The sequence below is a fragment of the Variovorax sp. 10L426 genome, assembly GCF_056395305.1.
On record NZ_JBFTJF010000015.1, the window covers coordinates 1 to 22,081 of the forward strand.

The window sequence follows — 22,081 nt, forward strand, 5'->3', positions numbered from 1 at the left end:
GGGGGCAACACCGGCGGCCCGGCGAAGCCGGTTCCGCGGTGTTCATGTTGCTCGCCCCCAGGCTCTCTCACTTCGTGTAGACGCCCACCCCCAACCGGGGGCAACACCGGCGGCCCGGCGAAGCCGGTTCCGCGGTGTTTCACCAACGGGCCTGGCTTTGCCGGCCGGCTGGTTGTTCAGTCGCGGACGTCGGCTACAGGGGTGGTGCCGAAGTCGAGGCGGGCCAGGTAGCTGAGGACCTTGGCGGCGGCGGATTCGGGGGAGTCCAGCTTGCCCTCGGACTTGAGGGTCTCGAAGCGGGTGCGGTCGGGGAAGAGGGCCGGATCGGTTTCGCGCAATTGGACTTGCATGTCGGTGTCGATGACGCCGGGCGCCAGCGAGACGATTTTTGCGCCACCGATGCCTTTCTCCTCCAGGGCGACAGCGCGCGAGAAATGATCCATGCCGGCCTTGGCGGCGCAGTACGGTGCCTGGCTGCCCATTGCGTTGCGGCCGAGGCCCGAAGAAATGTTCAGCACTTTTCGTTCGGCGCGCCAGGTCTTGGTTGCACCCAGGAAGGCGGCGGTAAGGAGCATCGGCGCCTCCAGGCCCACGCGCAGGGCCTGCGCCAATTCGGTGGGGTCGGCGCCCGAAAGCGGTCGCGGTCGGCCGATGGTGCCGGCGTTGTTGATCAGGGTGGCGGTGTCGAAATCCTCGGCGTCGAGTTGCTGAATCCATGCCGCGAGGCGCGTGGCGGCGGGGACTGGATCGGCGAGATCCTGATGCCATTGCTCCAGTTCGGTACCGGCCTCACGGGCTCGGGCAGCGAGTGCGTCGTCGCTCTGGCGCGAAATGCACAGCAGGCGCCGGCCTGGTTGCAGGATCTGTTCGGCCATCGCGCGGCCCAAGCCGCGGGAGGCGCCGGTGATCACGGTGAGATGAAATGAAGTCATGGGTTTTGTGAGAAAGGTCTTATGAACAAAGCATGGACGATGGTGCCGCGCGACAGATGGTATCGGTGTGCTCACTAGAATTGCGACGTTTCTTTACAGCCCCGGCCCATGCCTACCCATTACCAAGCAGCGAGCGAGCCAAGCCACTTCGCCAAGCGCTTTGGTATCTCATTCCGCCCCGAAGAGTCGATCGTCCGCCCCGGCGAGCAGGGAATGTTCGTGCGCCAGCCGCGCGCGGATCGCACAGTCGACGCAGCCACGGCACGCTTCGAGATCGCCCCGGGCCGATGGGGCCTGATCCCGCTTTTTTCCAAGGACGGCCTGGACGCGGACACCTTTGAAGCGCGCAGCGAGACCGCATCCGCCGAGCGCAATTTCTACCAGCCCTGGAAGCGCGGGCACCGGTGCGTGATCCTCGCGGATGCCGTGTTCCAGGGCGGCGACACCGAGGATTCGGTCGTGCGCGTCTCGCGTGCCGACGGCGAACCGCTGGCACTGGCGGGCCTGTGGAACGGCTGGCGCTCGCCCGCCGGCGAATGCGTCGAGAGCTTTGCCCTGCTGACTTTCGGCACGCCCGAGCAGCCAGAACGCCGACGCGCCGTCATCCTGCGCGATGCATGGATCGACGACTGGCTGCATTGCCCCGTCGAAGAAACCGCGGCCTATCTCCGGCCCTACGCGGATGACAAGCTCGTGCGCCAGACGCTGCCGGCAGCGTCGTTGGTCACGACACGCTAGACGCCCTTCCCCATCGTTCCGCTGGTGCGCAGCGCCGCGAGATCGATCACCCGCAGCCCGCCGTATTCGACGCGAATCGCGCCCTGTGCCTCCAGCGTGCGCAAGGCTTCGTTGACCCGCTGGCGCGACAGCCCGATCAGGTAAGCCAGCTCCTGTTGCGTGATGCGCAGCAACTCACCCACACCCGGAAACAGCACCGGATTGAACAGCGCCGCCAGATTGCGAGCCACCCGGACATCCGGGTTGTTGAGCCGATCGGCTTCCCGCGCCGCAATGAATTGCCCCAGGCGCTCGTTGAGCTGGTTCATGACGAACCGGTTGAAGCCGATCGAGTGGTCGAGCAGCCAATGAAAATCGTCCACCGGGAGCCCCGCCACCACGCTCTTGCGCAGCGCCTGGATGTTGTAGCGATAGGGCTCGCGCTTGAGCGCCGTGCCCTCACCGAACCAGCCGCCGGGCGGCAGACCGCTGTAGGTCATGGAGGTGCCGTCGGCGTTGTCGTTGCTCATCTTGAGCAAGCCGGCGACCACGCCGAACCAGTAAGTCGGCGGGCGGCCGATGCGGCATACGAGGTCGCCCGGCTCGGCGTCGCCGACCACCACCGCCGCTTCGGCGCGGCGCCGTTCCGCCTGCGTGAGCGTGTGCAGCCAGGGGATGTTGTTCAGTTCGTCTTCGCGCGCCGGGCGCACGCGGTCTCGGATGGACGACGTGCCGCTGTCGTTGCCGATAGGCATCGGGAAACTCCGGGGAGTAGTGTCCCTAGGATTGTCGTCGGAACGACAAGTTGGCGTCAAAGTTGGTTCTACAGTCCGCCCCATCGTGCAGACCAAAGCCCTCACTTTTCCTCGCCTGTTGCAAGGCCACGCCGAGCGGCAACCCGACGCGCCGGCCGTTCGCGAAAAGGACCTCGGCATCTGGCAAACCTGGAGCTGGGCCGCCACCGCCCGCGAGGTGCGCGATATCGCCTGCGGGCTGGCAAGCCTGGGCTTCAAGGCCGACGACAACCTCGCCATCGTCGGCGCCAACCGGCCGCATCTCTACATGGCGATGGTCGCCGCCCAGAGCCTGCGCGGTGTACCGGTGCCGCTCTACCAGGACGCGGTGGCCGCCGAGATGGTCTTCATGCTGGAAGACGCGGCGGTGGAATTCGTGATCGCGGAGGATCAGGAACAGGTCGACAAGCTGCTCGAATGCCGCGACATCCAGAAGGACAAACGACCGGCGATCCGCTACATCATCTATGACGACCCGCGCGGATTGCGCCACTACGACCAGCCGGGCCTGATGAGCTACGAGCAGTTGCGCGAGCTCGGCCGCGTGTGGGACGCGGCGCATCCCGACTTCTTCGCGCGCAGCGTGGCAGCCGGCGAGCCGACCGATGTCGCGGTCATCCTCTACACGTCGGGCACCACGGGCCGGCCGAAGGGTGTGTGCCAGACGCACGCGAGCTTCATCGCGGCGGGGCGCGGCGGCGTGGAGACCGACAGGCTCGGTCCCGGCGACAACATCATGAGTTACCTGCCGATGGCCTGGGTCGGCGACCATCTCTTCTCGGTCGCGCAATGGCTGGTCGGCGGGTTCACGCTCAACTGCCCCGAGTCCGCCGAGACCGTGATGAACGACATGCGCGAGATCGGGCCGAGCTACTACTTCGGCCCGCCGCGCACCTTCGAAGGCCTGCTGACCGCAGTCTCGATTCGCATGGAGGATGCGGCCGCGCCCAAGCGCTGGCTCTACGCGAAGTTCATGGCGCTGGCGCGGCGCGTGGGCGCCGACATCCTCAACGGCGCGCCGGTCAGCTTCGGCGATCGATTGCTGTATGCCATCGGCAATCTCGTGATCTACGGTCCGCTGCGCAATGTGCTCGGCATGAGCCGCATCCGCGTGGCCTACACGGCCGGCGCGGCGATCGGACCGGACCTGTTTCGCTTCTATCGTTCCATCGGCGTCAACCTCAAGCAGTTCTACGGCCAGACCGAGACCTGCGCCTATGTGTGCCTCCAGCAGGACGGCAAGGTCAAGCTGCAGACGGTGGGCAGCGCGGCGCCGGGCATCGAACTCAAGATCGCGCCGGACGGCGAAGTGCTGGTGCGCGGCGTGTCGGTGCTCAAGGAGTACTACAAGCGGCCCGACGCGACGGCCGAAGTGCTCGATGCCGACGGCTACTTCCACACGGGCGACGCGGGCGTGCTCGATGCGGAAGGCCACCTGCGCATCATCGACCGCGCAAAGGACGTGGGGCGCATGACCGGCCCGGGCGGAAGCTGCGCCGGCGCGATGTTCGCGCCCAACTACATCGAGAACAAGCTCAAGTTCTTCCCGCAGATCAAGGAAGCCGTGTGCTTCGGCCACGAGCGCGACGAGGTCTGCGCCTTCATCAACATCGACTACGAGGCCGTCGGCAACTGGGCCGAGCGGCGCGGGCTGCCCTACGGCGGCTATGTGGACCTCGCCGGCAAGTCCGAAGTGCTGACGCTCGTGGCCGAATGCATCGCCAAGGTCAACGCCGACCTCGCCGCCGAGGAAGGCATGGCCGACACGCAGATCGCGCGCTTCATGGTGCTGCACAAGGAACTGGACCCGGACGACGACGAACTCACCCGCACGCGCAAGGTGCGGCGCGGCTTCATCGCTGGCAAGTACGCGGTGCTGGTCGATGCGCTCTACGGTAGCAAGGCCGAGCAGTACATCGAGACGCAGGTCAAGTTCGAGGACGGGCGCACCGGCACAGTCAGCGCGACCTTGAAGATCGTCGAAGCCAAACGCTTCGCGCCCCTGAAAGCCGCCGCATGAGCAGCAGGAACATCGGCGACGTCATCCTCGATGTGCAGAACATCTCGCTGAGCTTCGGCGGCGTGAAGGCGCTGACGGACATCAGCTTCAATGTGCGCGAGCATGAAGTGCGCGCCATCATCGGGCCCAACGGCGCGGGCAAGAGTTCGATGCTCAACTGCATCAACGGCGTCTACCAGCCGCAGCAAGGCTCCATCACCTTCCGCGGCAAGCAGTTCAAGCACATGAACTCGCGCCAGGTGGCGGAGATGGGCGTGGCGCGCACCTTCCAGAATCTCGCGCTCTTCAAGGGCATGAGCGTGCTCGACAACATCATGACGGGCCGCAACCTCAAGATGAAAAGCGGCCTGCTCGCCCAGGCGCTGCGCTGGGGCCCGGCCGAGCGCGAAGAGCTTGCGCACCGCGAGTTCGTCGAACGCATCGTCGACTTCCTGGAGATCCAGCTGCATCGCAAGACGCCGGTCGGGCGCCTGCCCTACGGCCTGCAGAAGCGCGTCGACCTGGGCCGCGCGCTCGCGATGGAGCCGCAGGTGCTGCTGCTCGACGAACCGATGGCGGGCATGAACGTGGAAGAGAAGCAGGACATGAGCCGCTTCATCCTCGATGTGAATGACGAGTTCGGCACGACCATCGTGCTGATCGAGCACGACATGGGCGTGGTGATGGACATCTCCGACCGCGTGGTGGTGCTCGACTACGGCAAGAAGATCGGCGACGGAACGCCGCATGAAGTGCGCGCCAATCCGGATGTCATTCGCGCCTACCTGGGAACGGAGCACTGAAATGGGTTTCTTTCTTGAAACTTTGTTCGGCGGCCTGATGGTCGGCATGCTCTATTCGCTCATCGCGATTGGGTTCGTGCTGATCTACAAGGCGTCCGGTGTCTTCAACTTCGCGCAGGGTGCGATGGTGCTGTTCGCGGCGCTCGCGATGGCGCGCTTCTCCGAATGGATTCCGCACTGGCTGGGCTTCGAGAGCCAGGTGTTGGCCAACGTGCTCGCCTTCTTCGCGGCGATGGCGGTGATGATCGTCGTGGCCTGGCTGATCGAGCGCCTGGTGCTCAGCAAGCTGGTCAACCAGGAAGGCATCACGCTGCTGATGGCGACGCTGGGTATCGCCTATTTCCTCGACGGGCTCGGCCAGTCGATCTTCGGCAACGACATCTACAAGATCGATGTCGGCATGCCGAAGGAGCCGCTGATGGTGCTCGACAACCTCTTCCAGGGCGGCCTGCTGCTGAGCCAGGAAGACCTGATCGCCGCTCTCGTCGCCGCCGCGCTGGTCGTGGTGCTGGCGCTCTTCTTCCAGAAGACATCGACGGGCCGGGCGCTGCGCGCGGTGGCGGACGATCACCAGGCCGCGCAGTCGATCGGCATTCCGCTGAACCGCATCTGGGTCATCGTGTGGTCCGTCGCGGGCTTCGCGGCGCTGGTCGCCGGGATCATCTGGGGTTCGAAGCTGGGCGTGCAATTCTCGCTGTCGCTGGTGGCGTTGAAGGCGCTGCCGGTGGTGATCCTCGGTGGCCTGACGTCTATCCCCGGCGCGATCGTCGGCGGGTTGCTCATCGGCGTCGGCGAGAAGCTCTCGGAGATCTACCTCGGCCCGATGCTCGGCGGTGGCATCGAAATCTGGTTTGCGTATGTGCTGGCGCTTGTCTTCCTCCTCGTGCGCCCACAAGGCCTCTTCGGCGAAAAAATCATCGACAGGGTCTAGAGATGAAAAGCCCCCACGCTCATCACTTCGTGTATCGCTGCCCCTCGAGGGGGCGCTCAGTGTCCTTCGGGCGGCCGGGCGGGCACTGACATGTTCTACCGCGAGAACGGCCAATTCAAGTCGAGCTATCGCGCCGACCAGCAGATCTTTCCGATCCGGCAGGACCGCGTGCTCATCCTCGCGATGCTGGTCTTCGCCTTCGCGGTGGTGCCGGTGATCGCACCGGAATACTGGTTCCGCGCGATCCTGATCCCGTTCCTCATCCTCGCGCTTGCCGCGCTGGGCCTCAACATCCTCGTGGGCTACTGCGGACAAATCTCGCTCGGCACAGGCGCTTTCATGGCGGTCGGCGCCTATGCGGCCTACAACTTCCACGTTCGCATCGAAGGCATGCCGCTCATCCTCTCGCTGCTGCTCGGCGGGTTGTGCTCGACGGCGATCGGCGTGCTCTTCGGCATTCCGAGCCTGCGCATCAAGGGTCTTTATCTCGCGGTCGCTACCCTGGCCGCGCAGTTCTTCATCGACTGGGCATTCCTGCGGATCAACTGGCTGACGAACAACTCGTCTTCGGGCTCGGTGACTGTTTCGGGGCTCAGCCTGTTCGGGCTTCCGGTCGAGACCGCCGTGCAGAAATACCTGCTGTGCCTGATGCTGCTGGCGGTCTTCGCGCTGCTCGCGAAGAACCTCGTGCGCAGCGCCATCGGCCGCGAATGGATGGCAATCCGCGACATGGACGTGGCGGCAGCGGTGATCGGCATTCGTCCGGTCTACGCCAAGCTCACGGCCTTCGCGGTGAGCTCTTTCATCGTCGGCGTGGCGGGCGCGCTGTGGGGCTTCGTGCATCTCGGCACCTGGGAGCCCGCGGCCTTCAACATCGACCGTTCGTTCCAGTTGCTCTTCATGGTGATCATCGGCGGACTTGGTTCCGTCATGGGCAGCTTCTTCGGCGCGGCCTTCATCGTGCTGCTGCCGATCCTGCTCAATCAGTTGCCGGGCTGGCTCGGGATCTCGATCTCCACCGCATTCGCGTCGCACCTCGAATTCATGATCTTCGGCGCGCTGATCGTCTTCTTCCTGATCGTCGAACCGCATGGCCTTGCTCGGCTGTGGTCGACCGGCAAGGAAAAACTGCGCCTCTGGCCCTTCCCGCATTGAGCCCCATTGACCCGCATTGATTTCGTTCGCAACCCCCGGCACCGCGGTGCCCCATAAGGAGACAGGCATGAAACTGAAATCGCTCGCTGTGACCGCCGCCCTGGTGGCCAGCACCATCGGCGCGATGCTCGCACCTTCGCTCGCGCAAGCGCAGGCCAAGGAACAGTTCTTCCCGCTGCTGGTCTACCGCACCGGGCCGTATGCGCCGAACGGCACGCCCTGGGCCAACGGCAAGCAGGACTACATCAAGCTCATCAACGCGACCGGCGGCATCAACGGCGTGAAGATCAGCTACGAGGAATGCGAGACCGGCTACGCGACCGACAAGGGCGTCGAATGCTACGAGCGCCTCAAGGACAAGGGGGCCACGCTGATCGATCCACAGGCCACCGGCATCACCTTCGCGCTGACCGACAAGGCGCCGGTCGACAAGATCCCGTTGCTGACGCTGGGCTACGGCCTCTCGGCCTCGCAGGACGGCAATGTCTTCAAGTGGAACTTCCCGCTGATGGGCAGCTACTGGACGGCCGCCGACATCCTGATCCAGCACATCGCCAAGAAGGAAGGCGGCGCCGACAAGCTCAAGGGCAAGAAGATCGCGCTGGTCTATCACGACTCGCCATTCGGCAAGGAGCCCATCCCGCTGCTGCAGGAACGCGCCAAGATGAACGGCTTCGAGCTGTCGCTGATTCCGGTCGCGGCGCCGGGCATCGAGCAGAAATCGGCCTGGCTGCAGGTGCGGCAGCAGCGGCCCGACTATGTGCTGCTCTGGGGTTGGGGCGTGATGAACTCGACCGCGCTCAAGGAAGCGGTCGCCACCGGCTACCCGCGCGAGAAGATGTACGGCGTGTGGTGGGCCGGCGCCGAGCCGGACGTGAAGGACGTCGGCGCCAACGCCAAGGGCTACAACGCGCTGGCACTCAACACCTCCGGGACGCAACCCAAGGTCATCCAGGACATCCTCAAGAACGTGCATGACAAGGGTCAGGGCACGGGTCCGAAAGAAGAAGTCGGCTCGGTCCTCTACACGCGCGGCGTGATCATCCAGATGCTTGGCGTGGAAGCCGTCCGGCGCGCACAGGAGCGCTTCGGCAAGGGCAAGGTCATGACCGGCGAGCAGGTGCGCTGGGGCCTGGAGAACCTCGCCCTTGATCAGAAGAAGCTCGATGCGCTGGGCTTTGCCGGCGTGATGCGGCCGATCAGCACCTCGTGCCAGGACCACATGGGATCGAGCTGGGCACGGATCGAGACATGGGACGGCAGCAAGTGGAACATCGCGCCCGAGTGGTACGAGGCCGACGAACAGATCATCAAGCCGATGGTCAAGGTGGCCGGCGAGAAGTACGCGGGTGAAAAGAAAGTGAATCGGCGCGACGCCGCCGACTGCAGCGCTTCCTGAACTGCGCGCATTTCGAGGCACCATGAGCGAACGCAACGTCCTTCTCGACGTCAACGGCATCGAGGTCATCTACAACCATGTGATCCTCGTGCTGAAGGGCGTTTCGCTCACGGTGCCCGAAGCCGGCATCGTGGCGCTGCTCGGCGGCAACGGCGCGGGCAAAACGACCACCTTGCGCGCCGTCTCCAACCTGCTGGCCGGCGAACGCGGCGCGGTGACGAAGGGAACGATCGAGCTGCGTGGCGAGCGCATCGAGGCGCTGTCGCCCGCGGAGTTGGTGAAGCGCGGGCTGATCCAAGTGATGGAAGGGCGGCACTGCTTCGCGCACCTGTCGATCGAGGACAACCTGATGACGGGCGCCTACACGCGCACCGATGGCAAGGCCGCCGTTGCGGAGACGCTGGAGAAGGTCTACGCCTACTTCCCTCGCCTCAAGACGCGGCGAACTTCGCAGGCGGCCTATACCTCCGGCGGCGAGCAGCAGATGTGCGCCATCGGCCGCGCGCTGATGGCCAATCCGAACATGGTGCTGCTCGACGAACCGTCGATGGGCCTCGCGCCGCAGATTGTGGAAGAAGTCTTCGGCATCGTGAAGGACCTGAACGAGAAGGAGCGCGTGACCTTCCTGCTCGCCGAGCAGAACACCAACATGGCGCTGCGGTTCGCGGACTACGGATACATCCTCGAGAACGGCCGCATCGTGATGGACGGCGAAGCGAAGAGCCTGCGCGAGAACGAGGACGTCAAGGAGTTCTATCTCGGCGTCGGCGGTGCGGATCGCAAGAGCTTCAAAGACGTGAAAAGCTACAAGCGCAGGAAGCGGTGGCTGGCATGAGCGATTTCTACGATGCGCTCGAAGTACGCGACCCCGAGCGGCGGGAGCGCGATCTGCTCGCCGCCTTGCCGCGCCAGATCATGCGGGCGCAATCGGCAGCGCCGGCTTTCGCGAAGCTCCTCGACGGCGTCAAGCCGGGCGACATCACGAGCCGAGAGGCGCTCGCGAAGCTGCCGGTCACACGCAAGTCCGAACTGCTTGCCTTGCAGAAGGAACGGCGCGCGAGCGACCCGTTCGGCGGTTTCTCGGCGATCCGCTTCGGCTCGCGCATGACGCGTGTCTTCGCGAGCCCCGGCCCGATCTACGAGCCCGAGGGCGAGGCACGCGACTACTGGCGTACGGCGCGCGCACTCTACGCCGCGGGCTTTCGCAACGGCGAACTGATTCACAACAGTTTCAGCTATCACATGACGCCAGCCGGCTCGATCATGGAATGCGGCGCGCGCGCATTGGGCTGCACGGTGTTTGCAGGCGGCACGGGGCAGACCGAACAGCAGGTGGAAGCCATTGCCGACCTGCGGCCCGCCGGCTACGCGGGCACCCCTAGCTTCCTGAAGATCATCATCGAGAAGGCGGCTGAAAAAGGCGTCGCCCTCCCCTCGCTCACGAAGGCGCTGGTCTCCGGCGAAGCCTTTCCGCCCAGCCTGCGCGACTGGATCGCCGAACGTGGCGTGACCGGCACGCAGTGCTATGCGACCGCCGACCTCGGGCTGGTGGCCTACGAGACGAGCAGCCGCGAAGGACTGGTGCTCGACGAGGGCGTGATCGTGGAGATCGTGCGGCCCGGCACCGGCGATCCGGTGGCGCAAGGCGAGGTCGGCGAGATCGTCGTCACCACGCTCAATCCCGACTACCCGCTGATCCGGTTCGGCACCGGCGATCTTTCTGCGGTGTTGCCGGGGCACTGCGCCACGGGGCGCACCAACACGCGCATCAGGGGCTGGCTGGGCCGCGCCGACCAGACGACCAAGGTGCGCGGCATGTTCGTTCATCCCGGCCAGGTCGCGGAGATCGCGCGACGCTTTCCCGAAGTGCTGCGCGCACGATTGGTGGTCGAAGGCGAGATGGCCGACGACCGCATGACGCTCCGGCTCGAATGCGCTGCCGCGCCCAAGGGACTCGCGGACCGCATCGGCGAAGCGGTGCGAGATGTCACCAAGCTGCGTGGCGCGGTGGAGTTCGTCGGGCCGGGAAGCCTGCCGAACGACGGCAAGGTGATCGAGGATCTGCGCAGCTACCGCTGACGTGGAACTCAGCCGCGTGCCTTCTGGCTGCGCTCCCAGGCGCGCAGGCCGCGGTTCCATGCGCGCAGACGCTCGTCCGCACCGTCTCCGCTGCCCGACGCGCTGGCGATGAGTTGATCGAGCAGAATCTCCTGATCGGCGCTGAGCTGTTCCGGGAACACCGGCTTCACCGTGACCATCTGGTCTCCGCGCGGACCGCGTCGCGCCACCGGAAAGCCGTGGCCTTTCAGGCGATACATCAATTTGTCGCGGCGCAAGTTGATCGGCTGAAACCCCGAGACGGTGGGGACCTGGATCTCGCGATTGGCGATCCATGCGAATCCGTCGACTGGAATCTCGCAGCGGATCGTGCCGTCGTCGTCGAGTTCGAAGAATGCGTGGTCGATCAGTTCGACGCGGATCTCCAGATCGGCCTGCGACGGATTCGCACGCGCGCGCCGTCCGTCGACATGCAGCAGGTCACCCTGACGCACACCCGGCGGAATGCGGACTTTCAGCTGGTAGGCACTCGTCTGCGTCCCGGCGCCCTCGCAATCGGGGCAAGTCCGCTGCGCGATGCCGCCGCCGTGGCAGGCTCCGCACTCGCTCATGCCGCCGGGCCAACCGAAGAATGAGCGCTTTGCCACGGCGCCCGAGCCGCCGCAATGCGCGCAATTGCCGCCGAGCACCTGGTGGCCCGCGCCGTCGCAGGTCGCGCAGACATGCGTCATTTTTCCGCGCACGGTCTTGATGCAGCCGGCCGCCGCCTCTTCGAGCGTGAGCTTGATCTTGCGATGGATGGACCGGCGCCGGGGTTCGGCGTCGTCCGCGTCGGCTGCGGCAGCGGCCTCCGGGTGAGGTTCGACGTCACTGGCACCTGCGGTTGCGGTGGCGCTTTCCGGGCCTTCGGCGAATCCTGCGTTGCGGATTTCCTCGAAAGCCCGGTTGATGCGCTGCATCCTCGCGACGGCATCGGCGCTGTTGTTGCGGTCCGGGTGCCACTGCGACACCAGCCGGCGCCACGCGGCCTTGACTTCGCGCTCGGTGGCGCCGGAGGGCAGGCCCAGTTCGGCAAAAGCGTTGTCGGTGCCCAAGATCAGATCCTCGTTTCATCAAACTGCAAGTGGGGTCGCCGCGAAAGCGCTCCGTCGGAACGGATTATCAGGGAGCGCTTCGGTGGAAACACAGGCATGCTCCTTGCGGCAGTCATCTGCGCAAGAATCATTCCTCCTTTGTCGATGACCCACTCTTTTTTCCAGCCTCCCGTCGCCACGCGCTACGCCCTGCGCAATCTTCGCGCGCCCCGCTGTCTCATCGCCGCCGAACTGCCGAGCCGCGTCGATGACGAACTCGTCGCGGTCGACCTGCTGGTGGACAGCGGCCGCATCGCCGCGATCGACACGGCAGGCGCCATGCCCGCGGAGCTCGGCCCCGATCTCGACGCCTCGATGGTGCTGCCGGGCATGGTCGACTGCCACACCCATCTCGACAAGGGCCATATCTGGCCGCGCCAGCCCAATCCGACCGGCGATGGCGCAGGCGCCTCGATGGCGACGATGCGCGACCGCACCGCTCGGTGGAACGCGGACGACGTGCGCCGACGCATGGAGTTCGGCCTCAGTACCGCCTATGCCAAGGGCGTGGTCGCCATCAGCACCCACCTCGACTCGCTTGCGCCGCAGGCGTCGATCTCGTTCCCCGTGTTGCGGGAGATGCGCGAACGCTGGGCCGGACGCGTCGATCTGCAGGTGTCTTCCATCGCACCGCTCAACATCTTCCTGACGGACGAAGGCCGCCAGCTCGCGGACATCGTGGCCGAAAGCGGCGGCAAGCTGGGCTGCGTGACACGCTCCGCCAACCACCCGACCGAGACCATGCCGCCGGACCTGGACGAGGCGCTGGTCCGCGTGTTCCAGCTCGCAATGGAACGCGGCCTGAACCTTGACCTGCACGTCGACGAATCGACAGACCCGCGTGCCCGCGCGCTGATTCGCGTCGCGCGCACTGCGGTAGCGCAGGATTTCGCAGGGCGCATCCTGTGCGGCCACGTCACTTCACTGGCCTTGCAGACGGACGAGTTCATCGAAGAGACGATCGCCGCCTGCAAGGATGCGGGCATCGACATCGTGAGCCTGCCGACGGTCAACATGTACCTCCAGGACCGCAGCCAGGAAGAACGCACACCGCGCTGGCGTGGCGTGACCACGCTGCACGAGATGAAGGCGCGCGGCCTGCGCGTGGCGGTGGCGGGCGACAACTGCCGCGACCCGTTCCATGCGTACGGCGATCACGACATGCTCGACACCTTCACGCAGGCGGTGAAGATCCTGCACCTGGACCATCCGCTCGGCGACTGGATCCGCGCCGCCACCGAGACGCCGGCCGCCATCATGGGCATCGACCGCGGCGTGCTGAAAGCCGGCGCACCGGCCGACTTTCTCGTGCTGAAGGCGCGCAACTATTCCGAGATGCTCGCGCGCACGCAGTTCGACCGCACGATCGTTCGTGCCGGCCGCGCGATCGACACCACGCTGCCCGACTACCGCCTGCTCGACGATCTCATGGTTTCCTGAGCGTCCGAAGCCGCAAGTTTTCGCGTCATTTCGTGCGGTCTTGCCGAGGGCCGAGCCTGGCGCGATGGACGCTGCATCCGAGCGCGGTCACACGTGGCATCCTCGATACGCCTTCAACCGAAGGCGCAGCGCGATGAAACGATGACCTTTGAGAGACTTCGAATAACCGGACGACACGGAAAAGACTACGAACTCGGCGAAGCCATGGAGGTTCATGACGGGAACATCCACCTTGGAACGCTCGATCCCGTGATCGTCAGCCGCGATGGGACGGAAGTGTTCCTCGGGCGCTTCGTCCCCTCACAGTTCGTGAAAGACCGGAAGCGGAATTTCGGCCCCCTGGTGCTGCTGGAAACGACCGCGTTCCTGGCCGAGCATTTCCAGGGCCTGCAGGCCGTGAGCTATGTGCTGAGCCGCGAAATCGAGATGCACGGAGACGGAATGCAAGTGGCCGGCGCTCGCTCCGCGCTCTTGCAGGCCATGGGTGCGGAAGGGGTGACGATCTCGCCCATGCCCGACTCGGAAATACCGGGCAACTTCGTGGTCCGGGGCACCTGGGCGTACAACGAGCGCAACCTCTCGGCGCTCGGCCAGTGTCTCGACAAGGAAAGGGAGGTGTACCGGCAATGGGACGCCACCAACCTCGTCCAGCCGGTTCCGGCACTTCGGAACCGGCTGCGCCAACTGCTGGCCCGCGGTCCTGGCGAACTTGGCTTCAAGGGCGGCGAGAGGGCGGACTGAGCGGCTTGCGCCACACACTCGCCAGCCACGGCTGCTGCTCGAAGGGCACGCCGATCGGCCGGTAGTAGTGCGCAAGTTCGACGAAACCCGCCGCCGTCATGAGTCCGCGCCAGCCTTCAAGGTCGTGAAAGGCGCCATAGCGCTCTCCGCGCCAGCCTTCCTGCCCCTCGCCGCGAGGATTGGAGCTGAACAGCACACCGCCGGGTTTGAGCGTCTCGCGCAATTCCGCGAGCACGCGCGGCAACTCCTGCGCAGGGACGTGGAAGAGCGATGCATTCGCGAACACGCCGTCGAACCGGCCGCCCGGGAGATCCAGGGACAGGAAGTTCTGCTGCCACACCTCGCAACCGCTGTAGGAGCGCGCCATCTCCGCGAACTGCGCGGCGCCATCGAGGCCGACTGCGACATGACCGAGTTGCCTGAAGGTCCGCAGGTCGCGGCCAGGGCCACAGCCGAAATCCAGGATCTCGAAAGGCGGCGGGGCCTCGATGTACTGCAGCAAGGCCGCGATGTTCTGGCTCACGTCGTGGCCGCGCGTACCTGCCCAGAAATCCTCGGCCTGTCCGTCGTAGTGCGCAAGCGTGAGTGCTTCGATGCGTTCGAGGTCTTCGGGCGTCAGGGGCATTCCGGTCACCGCCGAATCAGCGGGGTTCTCCGGCAATGTAGTGCTGCAACTGCTCGATGATGAAGTTCTGCTCCGAGATGATCCCCTTCACGATGTCCCCGATCGAGATCAGGCCCACCAGCTTGCCTTCGTCCATGACCGGCAGGTGACGCACCCGGTTCTCGGTCATGAGCGCCATGCATTCTTCGCTGGTCTGGCTCGGTCGTACGTAGATCACCGCCGAGGTCATCACGTCGCGCAGCGGCGTGTCCTTCGACGAGCGGGCCAGCAGGACGACCTTGCGCGCGTAGTCGCGCTCCGTCACCACGCCGACGATGCGGTCGCCCTCCATGACGAGGAGTGCGCCGACGTTCTTCTCTGCCATTCGCTTGACAGCATCGAAGACCGAGGCCGAGGGCTCGATGGAATAGACCGTCGAATCGCCTTTGGCCTTGAGGATTTCAGCCACTGTTTTCATGAGTCGTCTTCTCCGGAAGGGGCAAGCGTTTCCATTCTGCGCGGCCCGCACGGCCGTCACAAGTGAATGCACCCGACGCCCGTGCCGACATTTACAGCGCCGCGACGGACGCTCAGAATGCATGCCCCCCCATCCCTCAAAGGAGAGTGGCCATGGATCTCGGTCTCAAGGGCAAGCGCGCTGTCGTGACAGGCGGCAGTCGGGGAATCGGCAGGGCGATCGCCGAATGTTTCGCCGACGAGGGCGCCGACATCGCGATCTGCGCGCGCAAGGAACACGAGGTGGGCGAGGCCGCCGCCGCCTTGCAGGCCAAGGGTGTCAAATCCTTCGGTCGCGCGCTGGACGTGGCCGACGGCCCGGCGCTGAGCGCATGGATCACCGCCAGCGCCGGCATTCTGGGCGGTATCGACGCCCTGGTCTGCAACGTGAGCGCACTGGCGGTCGGAGACAACGCGGAGTCCTGGGAAAAATCGTTCCGCACCGACATGATGCATACGGTCAATGCCGTGGCCGCCGCCGTGCCGTTCCTGGAGAAATCCGACTGCGGCTCGATCGTGCTGATATCGAGCGTCTCGGGGTTCGAGGTCGACTTCGCTGCAGGCTCCTACGGCGCGATCAAGGCGGCTCTCATTCACTACGCCAAGGGCCTGAGCCGGCAGCTTGTCGGCAAGGGCATCCGCGTGAACTGCGTCTCGCCGGGCAACACCTACTTCGACGGCGGGATCTGGCAGAACATCGAGAAGAACATGCCCGACCTGTTCGCCTCGACGCTCAAGCTCAACCCCACCGGCAAGTTCGGCACGCCCGACGAGGTGGCGCGCGGCGTGGTGTTCATTTCGAGCCCCGCCGCCAGCCGGGTCTCCGGCACCAACCTGGTGATCGACGGCGCGCTGACGGTGGCCGTCTAGGAGCGCTGGCCATGAGCGAACTCGCCACGCAGCACACCATCCACAGGAAGCACATCCATCACGGGTGGAACAACGCCTTCCCGCCCTGCCTGACGATCGCGCCGGGCGAGACGGTGCAGTTCGAGACGCTCGACGCATCCTCCGGCCAGCTCACGCGAACATCGACAGCCGCCGATGTCGAGAAGCTCGACCTCGCGCACGTGAATCCGGTCACGGGCCCGGTGTACATCGACGGTGCCAAGCCGGGCGATGCGCTCAAGGTCACCGTGCTGTCGCTGCGGCCCTCGGGCTGGGGCTGGACTGCGAACATTCCCGGCTTCGGGCTGCTCACCGACCAATTCCCGAACGCGAGGCTCCATCACTGGAATTACGACCCCGGCCTGACGCCCGCGATGTACGGGCCCGGCGGCCGCGTGCCCTTGAAGCCGTTCACCGGCACGATCGGCGTCGCGCCCGCCGAACCGGGCTTGCACAGCATCATTCCGCCGCGCAACGTCGGCGGCAACATGGATGCCCGCGACATCGCCGAAGGGACCGAGCTCTACCTTCCGATCGAGGTCGAAGGCGCCCTCTTCTCCGTGGGCGACACGCATGCGGCGCAGGGCGACGGCGAGGTCTGCGGCACGGCGATCGAGAGTCCGATCGATGTGGCGCTCAAGTTCGAACTGGTGAAGGACGCCCGGCTGCGCTCGCCGCGCTATGTGACACCGGGGCCGGTCAGCCGGCATTTCGACACGCACGGCTACGAGGTCACGACCGGCATCGGACCCGATCTCATGGCGGGCGCCCGCATGGCGGTGTCGGAAATGATCGAACTCCTGAGTCGCCGTTACGGCTACGACCCGCTCGACGCCTACATGCTGTGCAGCGTGTGCGCGGACCTTCGCATCAGCTCGATCGTCGATGTGCCGAACTGGGTGGTGTCGTTCTATTTTCCGAGGGTGGTACTGGCGTAGTCGACACCCGCGACCAATTTCGGCAGCAGGTCTTCGGCGGGTCCACGCAAGACCGCGCTGGCGGAGGCGTCGAGGTGCAGCGGCTCCATGTTGAGCGTGATGAGCTTGCCGCCGTGCGCCACGGCTTCCAGCGGCAGGTCGGCGGCCGGGTAGACGACAGCAGTGCTGCCGACGACGATGAAAGCGTCGCTTTCCTGCGCGGCCGTCCGGGCGTCGAGCAGCACGCCATCGTTCAGCATCTCGCCGAACATGACGACGTCCGGGCGGGCGCGCGACCCGCAGCGCTTGCAGCGGTGCAACAGCCAGGGACCGCGCCGATTGCCGCAATGGTCGCAGCGCCACCGGCGCAGAGAACCGTGCAGTTCGAGCACGTCGACACCGCCGGCCAGCGTCAGCAAGCCGTCGACGTTCTGCGTGATGAGCCGGGTTGCCGGGCGCAGCCGCTGCAACCGGGCCAGGGCCAGGTGCCCGGGATTGGGCTTGGCGCCCTCGGCGACCGCAAGCCGTTGCGCCCAGAACCGCGTGAAACCGGCCGGATCACGCGCCAGATCGTCGGCATGCGAGAACTGGACGGCGTTCTGGTTCATCCAGAGGCCGTCGGCGTCGCGGTAGGTCGGGATGCCGGACGCCTTCGACAGGCCCGCGCCCGAGAAAACGACGATGCGCCTCGCCGCTCGCAGCAACTCGATGGCGGTCTCTAGCGGTTGCGGGCTTTCGGGCATCGGTCGGCTGGGGCGAGGAATCTGCAGGGCGAGGCCTGGAATTTTTGCATGCGCCGCCGTGTCGCGCAGCGTGCGGGCGCGGCGCAGGCATTTCCTGCTTCCCTAAGGGCAATCCGGGATGAGTCAGGTTCTGGTCAGCCGATAAGATCGCCGCGTTTTCAACTTGGAATGATCATGAAGAAATTGCTCGCTTTCACGGCCATTGCCGCAGCTGTCGCGGGCGTTCACGCCCAGGATTACCCTGGCAGCAAGCCCATCAGCATCGTGGTGCCCTTTGCCGCCGGCGGCCCGACCGACCGTGTCGCGCGGGATCTCGCCGAAGCCCTGCGCAAGCCGCTGGGGGGAGTGAGCATCGTGATCGACAACGTGCCCGGCGCCGGCAGCTCGATCGGCGCGACCAAGGTGGCGCGCGCAGCGCCGGACGGCTACACGCTTTTGCTCAATCACATCGCCATGTCGACCGTCCCGACGCTGGTGCGCAACGTGCCGTTCAAGGTCGAGACCGATTTCGAGTACCTCGGCATCGTCAACGATGTGCCGATGACCCTGATCTCCAAGCCGAGCATGCAGGCGAACAACTACAAGGAACTGACCGCCTGGATCGCGGCCAACAAGGGCAAGATCAACCTCGGCAACGCCGGCGTCGGCTCGGCCTCGCACCTGTGCGGCCTGCTCTACCAGAGCGCCATGAAGACCGAGATGACGCCCGTGCCGTACAAGGGCACGGCGCCCGCCATCACGGATTTGATCGGCGGCCAGATCGACCTGCTGTGCGACCAGACGACGAACACCTCGCCGCAAATCGAAGCCAAGAAGGTGAAAGCCTTTGCCGTCACCACCGACAAGCGCCTGACCACGCCGTTGCTGAAGGATCTGCCGACCCTTCAGGAATCGGGGCTGAAGGACTTCCAGGTCACCATCTGGCACGGCCTCTACGCACCGAAGGGAACGCCGGCGGGGGTCACGAAGAAGCTCAACGATGCGCTCAAGGTTGCGCTGAAGGACCCTGACTTCGTCAAGAAACAGGAGGGCCTGGGCGCCGTGGTGGCGACCGATGGCAGGATCGAACCCGAAGGCCACAAGAAGTTCGTGGCGGCCGAGATCGCCAAATGGAGTCCCATCATCAAGGCTGCCGGCGTCTACGCCGATTGACGGGACGCTGATCCGGTTAGGCCGCCCTCGCCTTCGAATCAGGCCGCCGAAGCACGTTCGCGCCTCGCTTCGGAGTTCGGATGCAGCGGCCGCAGGTATTCATGCAACGCAAGCGCCGCGGCGCCGATCGCCGGCGTCCATTCGCCATAGCGCACGCCGCGCACGACCGGCGGAGGGATGCCCGCGCTTTCGGCATAGCGCTTCACCGTCTCGATCGCGCCGCGCAGGAACTCGGGATGCGCCTGGCACGACTTGCCGCCCACGACGATCGCACGCGGCTCGAAAGTGACCCACAGGTTCTGGAGCAGCACGCCCAGGAAGCCCGCGGCACGCTCTCGTTCAGCGGCACCGCGGTCCAGCACACGCGAGCTCAGGAAGACTTCCGCGCACCCCTTCCGACCGCACGAGCACCGCGGTCCATCGATCTGCAGCACCGTATGCCCGATCTCGCCGGCCATGCCTTGTGCACCGATGAACAGCCGGTCATTCAGCACGATGCCGGCACCGACACCGACGTCGCAGCTCACATAGATCAGCGGGTCCTCGCCCTCGCCCGGCGAGAACTCGAACTCGCCCAGCACCGCCGCATCGGCGTCGTTCTGCAACTGCACGGCGATGCCCGAAACGCCCTCGCTGGCAAGTGCCCCGGTGAGCCCCGGCAGCAGGCTGACGTTGCGCCAGCCGAGGTTGGGCGCGAATCGCACCACGCCGGTTGCGTCGTGCACGGCGCCCGGAACACCCACACCGATGCCCGATGGCCGAAGTCCCGACGCCAGCAGATGACGGTGCGCGGCCGCCACCATGCGCGCGACTTGCGCGCAGACCGCCGGCGGCGCGTGGTCGTCGAGCGACTGCGCATCGGCATGGAGCACATCGCCTTGCAGCGAGACGCACACGACGCGCACGATCTCGATCGCAATCTCCACGCCGATCAACGCGCGCACGCCGACGTTGATGCGCAGCGGCGTCGACGGGCGCCCGAGGCCATCGACCACCGGCGCGCCGGCCTCGTCGAGCCAGCCGTCTTCGAGCAGCTCGCGCACCAGCAGGCTCACGGTCGATTTGGTGAGGCCGCTCTCCACCGCCAGCCGGGCGCGCGAGAGACCCGGCTGCGCTCGCACCAGGCGCAGCAACACGCTGCGGTTGATGCGCTTGACCAATTGCTGGTCGCCGATCGTGGTCACGGACTCACCCCGCTCGTTGTCACCTGTGCGCCTGCTCTTTGCCCTCCGGCCGCTTGCCGGCAATGATCATCCCGAGCACTTCGTCTTCGGTCACGTCTGCCGTGCGGTAGGTGCCGACCAATCGGCCGTTCTTCATCACCGCGAGACGATCGCTCAGCCCGAATACGTCAGGCATGTCGTGCGTGATCAGGAAGATGCCGACGCCATCGGCCTTGAGTTGCTTCACCAGCGCACCGACCATCGCTGTCTCCTCGGGGCCGAGGGCCGCGCAGGGTTCGTCCATGATCAGGATGCGGGCGTTGAAGTACAGCGCCCGCGAGATCGCCACGACCTGACGCTGCCCGCCCGAAAGGCGCCGCACCGGCACGCGGATGTTGGTGAAGTTCTTGTTCAGGCGGTGGAACACCTTGCGCGCCTGTCCTTCCATGAAGTGGTCGTCCAGCGTGCGCCAGGGCGTGAGCTTTTCGCGGCCGAGGAAGAGATTGGCGACCGAGTCGAGGTTGTCGGCCAGCGCCAGCGTCTGGTAGATGGTCTCGATGCCTTGTGCCTGCGCTTCCGAAGGCGTGCGGATGTTGACCTTCTCGCCCGCGATCAACGTCTCGCCGGAATCGATCGGATAGGCGCCCGCGAGCATCTTCATGAGCGTGGACTTGCCCGCGCCGTTGTGGCCGAGCAGCGCGACCACTTCGCCGGGATGGAGGTTGACGCTGACACCGTCGACGGCCTTCACGCCGCCGAAGGCCTTGTGAATGTCGCGCAGTTCGACCAGGGGTGGGTTCGTGGTCATCTAGTTCTCCCCGAATTTCTTGCGGTAGAGCACGTCGAAGACCACGGCGACGATCAGCACCTGTCCGATGATCACCATGCGCTTGCCGATGGGCACATCCAGCAGCAGCATGCCGCTGTCCAGCGACTGCATGATCAGCGCGCCGAGCACCGAACCGAAGATGGAGCCGCTGCCGCCGGCCAGCGCGGTGCCGCCGATGACGGCCGCCGCGATGACGTAGAGCTCCATGCCGGTGCCCAGCGAGTTGGTGCCGGCGTTGAGACGGGCGATGGAAACGATCGCGGCAATGGTCACCAGGACCGCAAGCAACGCAAAGAGCATCAGCGTCACGCGCTTGACCGGAATGCCGACCAGCGCCGCCGCATCCGGGTTGCCGCCCATCGCGAAAACATAGCGACCGAACCGCGTCCGATGCACGATGAAGGAAAGCACCACCGCCACTGCGGCCCAGATCAACACCGGGATCGGCATGCCTTGCGCTTCCGTCTTCGACGAGATCTGGTAGTTGTTCATCGTCGCCGCGAAGGCGAAGACGACGAGAACGGGCACGGCCGTCAGCAGCAGGTCCATCCAGAGGGGTTCCACCGGCATCTCGTGACGCTGCCGCGCACGGCGCTTCTGCCACATGCGCGCAAAAAAGATGACGCCCACGACCACCACCAGCACCCACGTAGCCGTCGTGCCGATGCCGCCGTCGTAGCCGCCGCCCAGCCGCTGGAAGAACTCGTCATTGACCGGTTGCGTCTTGCCGTCCGCGACGAGAAAGGCAGCGCCCCGGAACGACATCAGGCCACCGAGCGTGACCACGAAAGACGGCACGCCCAGCACCGCCGTGAGGCCGCCCTGGTACAGCGACACCAGCAACGCCACCGCCAGTCCGGCCAGGCTCGCCGCCGGCCACGACCAGCCGGACGTGTATTGCAGATACGCCACCAGCACGCCGACGAAGCCCATCACCGAGCCCACCGACAGGTCGATGTGGCGTGCCACGATGATCAGCACCATCACGGTGGACACGATGCCGACCACCGCCGTCTGCTGCGCGATGTTGTAGAGATTTTCGGGCGAGAGAAACACCCCGCCCGAGAGCAGGTTGAACACGATCGCCATCACCACCAGCAGCAAGCACATGAGCAGCAGCCGGAGGTCGACGTCGGTCCGGCGCCACCACCCAGGGGAACTCATCGC

The 22,081-nt window shown here is 65.7% G+C and carries 22 protein-coding genes; 13 read left to right on the top strand and 9 right to left on the bottom strand.

Annotated elements, in window-relative coordinates:
• Positions 1 to 176: 176 nt before the first annotated feature.
• Complete coding sequence (locus AC1DHL_RS21060) at positions 177 to 932, bottom strand: SDR family NAD(P)-dependent oxidoreductase (protein WP_478163246.1); 756 nt, start codon at positions 930 to 932, stop codon at positions 177 to 179.
• Positions 933 to 1,040: 108 nt separating this feature from the next.
• Here AC1DHL_RS21060 and AC1DHL_RS21065 point away from each other — a divergent pair, with 108 nt between their 5' ends.
• Positions 1,041 to 1,670, top strand: a complete 630-nt coding sequence (locus AC1DHL_RS21065) for an SOS response-associated peptidase family protein (RefSeq protein ID WP_478098828.1) — start codon at positions 1,041 to 1,043, stop codon at positions 1,668 to 1,670.
• On the opposite strand, the gene AC1DHL_RS21070 is transcribed toward AC1DHL_RS21065, so the two are convergent.
• A complete protein-coding gene (locus AC1DHL_RS21070) occupies positions 1,667 to 2,404 on the bottom strand; it encodes a Crp/Fnr family transcriptional regulator (RefSeq protein ID WP_478098830.1) in 738 nt (245 codons plus the stop codon). The two genes, AC1DHL_RS21065 and AC1DHL_RS21070, sit on opposite strands and share 4 nt — an antisense overlap.
• Before the next feature lie 85 nt (positions 2,405 to 2,489).
• On the opposite strand from AC1DHL_RS21070, the gene AC1DHL_RS21075 reads away from it, so the two are divergent.
• The 7 genes from AC1DHL_RS21075 to AC1DHL_RS21105 all read left to right on the top strand — a co-directional run bounded on the left by AC1DHL_RS21075 (position 2,490) and on the right by AC1DHL_RS21105 (position 10,809).
• Positions 2,490 to 4,463 carry an AMP-dependent synthetase/ligase gene (locus AC1DHL_RS21075; protein ID WP_478098832.1) on the top strand — a complete coding sequence of 658 codons (1,974 nt, stop codon included), beginning with the start codon at positions 2,490 to 2,492 and terminating at the stop codon, positions 4,461 to 4,463.
• The gene (locus AC1DHL_RS21080) at positions 4,460 to 5,245 is read left to right on the top strand and encodes an ABC transporter ATP-binding protein (protein ID WP_478098834.1); all 786 of its coding nucleotides are present in this window, start codon (positions 4,460 to 4,462) and stop codon (positions 5,243 to 5,245) included. The genes AC1DHL_RS21075 and AC1DHL_RS21080 overlap by 4 nt, the downstream gene beginning before the upstream one ends.
• A gap of 1 nt (position 5,246) precedes the next feature.
• Positions 5,247 to 6,176 (top strand): branched-chain amino acid ABC transporter permease, encoded by a 930-nt coding sequence (locus AC1DHL_RS21085; RefSeq protein WP_478098835.1) that lies wholly within the window; start codon positions 5,247 to 5,249, stop codon positions 6,174 to 6,176.
• A 90-nt stretch (positions 6,177 to 6,266) separates the two neighbouring features.
• Positions 6,267 to 7,331, top strand: coding sequence for a branched-chain amino acid ABC transporter permease (locus tag AC1DHL_RS21090; protein WP_478163247.1), 1,065 nt, complete (start codon positions 6,267 to 6,269; stop codon positions 7,329 to 7,331).
• A 67-nt stretch (positions 7,332 to 7,398) separates the two neighbouring features.
• Entirely contained in the window at positions 7,399 to 8,730 is a 1,332-nt protein-coding gene (locus AC1DHL_RS21095; RefSeq protein WP_478098838.1) for an ABC transporter substrate-binding protein, read from the top strand.
• Positions 8,731 to 8,752: 22 nt separating this feature from the next.
• Complete coding sequence (locus AC1DHL_RS21100) at positions 8,753 to 9,565, top strand: ABC transporter ATP-binding protein (RefSeq protein ID WP_478163248.1); 813 nt, start codon at positions 8,753 to 8,755, stop codon at positions 9,563 to 9,565.
• Positions 9,562 to 10,809: a phenylacetate--CoA ligase family protein gene (locus tag AC1DHL_RS21105; RefSeq protein ID WP_478163249.1), complete on the top strand. Its 1,248-nt coding sequence runs from the start codon at positions 9,562 to 9,564 to the stop codon at positions 10,807 to 10,809. Before AC1DHL_RS21100 ends, AC1DHL_RS21105 begins: the two co-directional genes overlap by 4 nt.
• Before the next feature lie 8 nt (positions 10,810 to 10,817).
• Here AC1DHL_RS21105 and AC1DHL_RS21110 read toward each other — a convergent pair whose 3' ends face one another.
• Positions 10,818 to 11,882, bottom strand: a complete 1,065-nt coding sequence (locus AC1DHL_RS21110; protein WP_478163250.1) for a DnaJ C-terminal domain-containing protein — start codon at positions 11,880 to 11,882, stop codon at positions 10,818 to 10,820.
• A 144-nt stretch (positions 11,883 to 12,026) separates the two neighbouring features.
• Between AC1DHL_RS21110 and AC1DHL_RS21115 the strand changes: the two genes are divergently transcribed.
• Both AC1DHL_RS21115 and AC1DHL_RS21120 read left to right on the top strand, forming a co-directional pair.
• A complete protein-coding gene (locus AC1DHL_RS21115; RefSeq protein ID WP_478163251.1) occupies positions 12,027 to 13,361 on the top strand; it encodes a cytosine deaminase in 1,335 nt (444 codons plus the stop codon).
• A gap of 204 nt (positions 13,362 to 13,565) precedes the next feature.
• Complete coding sequence (locus AC1DHL_RS21120) at positions 13,566 to 14,102, top strand: hypothetical protein (RefSeq protein ID WP_478163252.1); 537 nt, start codon at positions 13,566 to 13,568, stop codon at positions 14,100 to 14,102.
• Here AC1DHL_RS21120 and AC1DHL_RS21125 read toward each other — a convergent pair.
• Both AC1DHL_RS21125 and AC1DHL_RS21130 read right to left on the bottom strand, forming a co-directional pair.
• Positions 14,077 to 14,727: a class I SAM-dependent methyltransferase gene (locus AC1DHL_RS21125; RefSeq protein ID WP_478163253.1), complete on the bottom strand. Its 651-nt coding sequence runs from the start codon at positions 14,725 to 14,727 to the stop codon at positions 14,077 to 14,079. The two genes, AC1DHL_RS21120 and AC1DHL_RS21125, sit on opposite strands and share 26 nt — an antisense overlap.
• 16 nt (positions 14,728 to 14,743) lie before the next feature.
• Positions 14,744 to 15,184 carry a CBS domain-containing protein gene (locus tag AC1DHL_RS21130; RefSeq protein WP_478163254.1) on the bottom strand — a complete coding sequence of 147 codons (441 nt, stop codon included), beginning with the start codon at positions 15,182 to 15,184 and terminating at the stop codon, positions 14,744 to 14,746.
• Between the two features lie 152 nt (positions 15,185 to 15,336).
• On the opposite strand from AC1DHL_RS21130, the gene AC1DHL_RS21135 reads away from it, so the two are divergent.
• Both AC1DHL_RS21135 and AC1DHL_RS21140 read left to right on the top strand, forming a co-directional pair.
• Positions 15,337 to 16,092, top strand: a complete 756-nt coding sequence (locus AC1DHL_RS21135; RefSeq protein WP_478163255.1) for an SDR family NAD(P)-dependent oxidoreductase — start codon at positions 15,337 to 15,339, stop codon at positions 16,090 to 16,092.
• Positions 16,093 to 16,103: 11 nt separating this feature from the next.
• A complete protein-coding gene (locus AC1DHL_RS21140) occupies positions 16,104 to 17,048 on the top strand; it encodes an acetamidase/formamidase family protein (protein ID WP_478163256.1) in 945 nt (314 codons plus the stop codon).
• On the opposite strand, the gene AC1DHL_RS21145 is transcribed toward AC1DHL_RS21140, so the two are convergent.
• Positions 17,021 to 17,770: an SIR2 family NAD-dependent protein deacylase gene (locus AC1DHL_RS21145; RefSeq protein ID WP_478163257.1), complete on the bottom strand. Its 750-nt coding sequence runs from the start codon at positions 17,768 to 17,770 to the stop codon at positions 17,021 to 17,023. The two genes, AC1DHL_RS21140 and AC1DHL_RS21145, sit on opposite strands and share 28 nt — an antisense overlap.
• Positions 17,771 to 17,944: 174 nt before the next feature.
• Here AC1DHL_RS21145 and AC1DHL_RS21150 point away from each other — a divergent pair, with 174 nt between their 5' ends.
• Positions 17,945 to 18,922 carry a tripartite tricarboxylate transporter substrate-binding protein gene (locus AC1DHL_RS21150; RefSeq protein WP_478163258.1) on the top strand — a complete coding sequence of 326 codons (978 nt, stop codon included), beginning with the start codon at positions 17,945 to 17,947 and terminating at the stop codon, positions 18,920 to 18,922.
• Between the two features lie 38 nt (positions 18,923 to 18,960).
• Here AC1DHL_RS21150 and AC1DHL_RS21155 read toward each other — a convergent pair whose 3' ends face one another.
• Genes AC1DHL_RS21155 through AC1DHL_RS21165 form a run of 3 tightly spaced genes read right to left on the bottom strand, consistent with a single transcriptional unit; the run spans position 18,961 to position 22,078 of the window.
• A complete protein-coding gene (locus AC1DHL_RS21155; protein ID WP_478098857.1) occupies positions 18,961 to 20,106 on the bottom strand; it encodes an ROK family transcriptional regulator in 1,146 nt (381 codons plus the stop codon).
• A 19-nt stretch (positions 20,107 to 20,125) separates the two neighbouring features.
• Entirely contained in the window at positions 20,126 to 20,893 is a 768-nt protein-coding gene (locus AC1DHL_RS21160) for an ATP-binding cassette domain-containing protein (protein WP_478163259.1), read from the bottom strand.
• Complete coding sequence (locus AC1DHL_RS21165) at positions 20,894 to 22,078, bottom strand: sugar ABC transporter permease (RefSeq protein ID WP_478163260.1); 1,185 nt, start codon at positions 22,076 to 22,078, stop codon at positions 20,894 to 20,896. It abuts the gene before it with no gap.
• Positions 22,079 to 22,081: the final 3 nt, after the last annotated feature.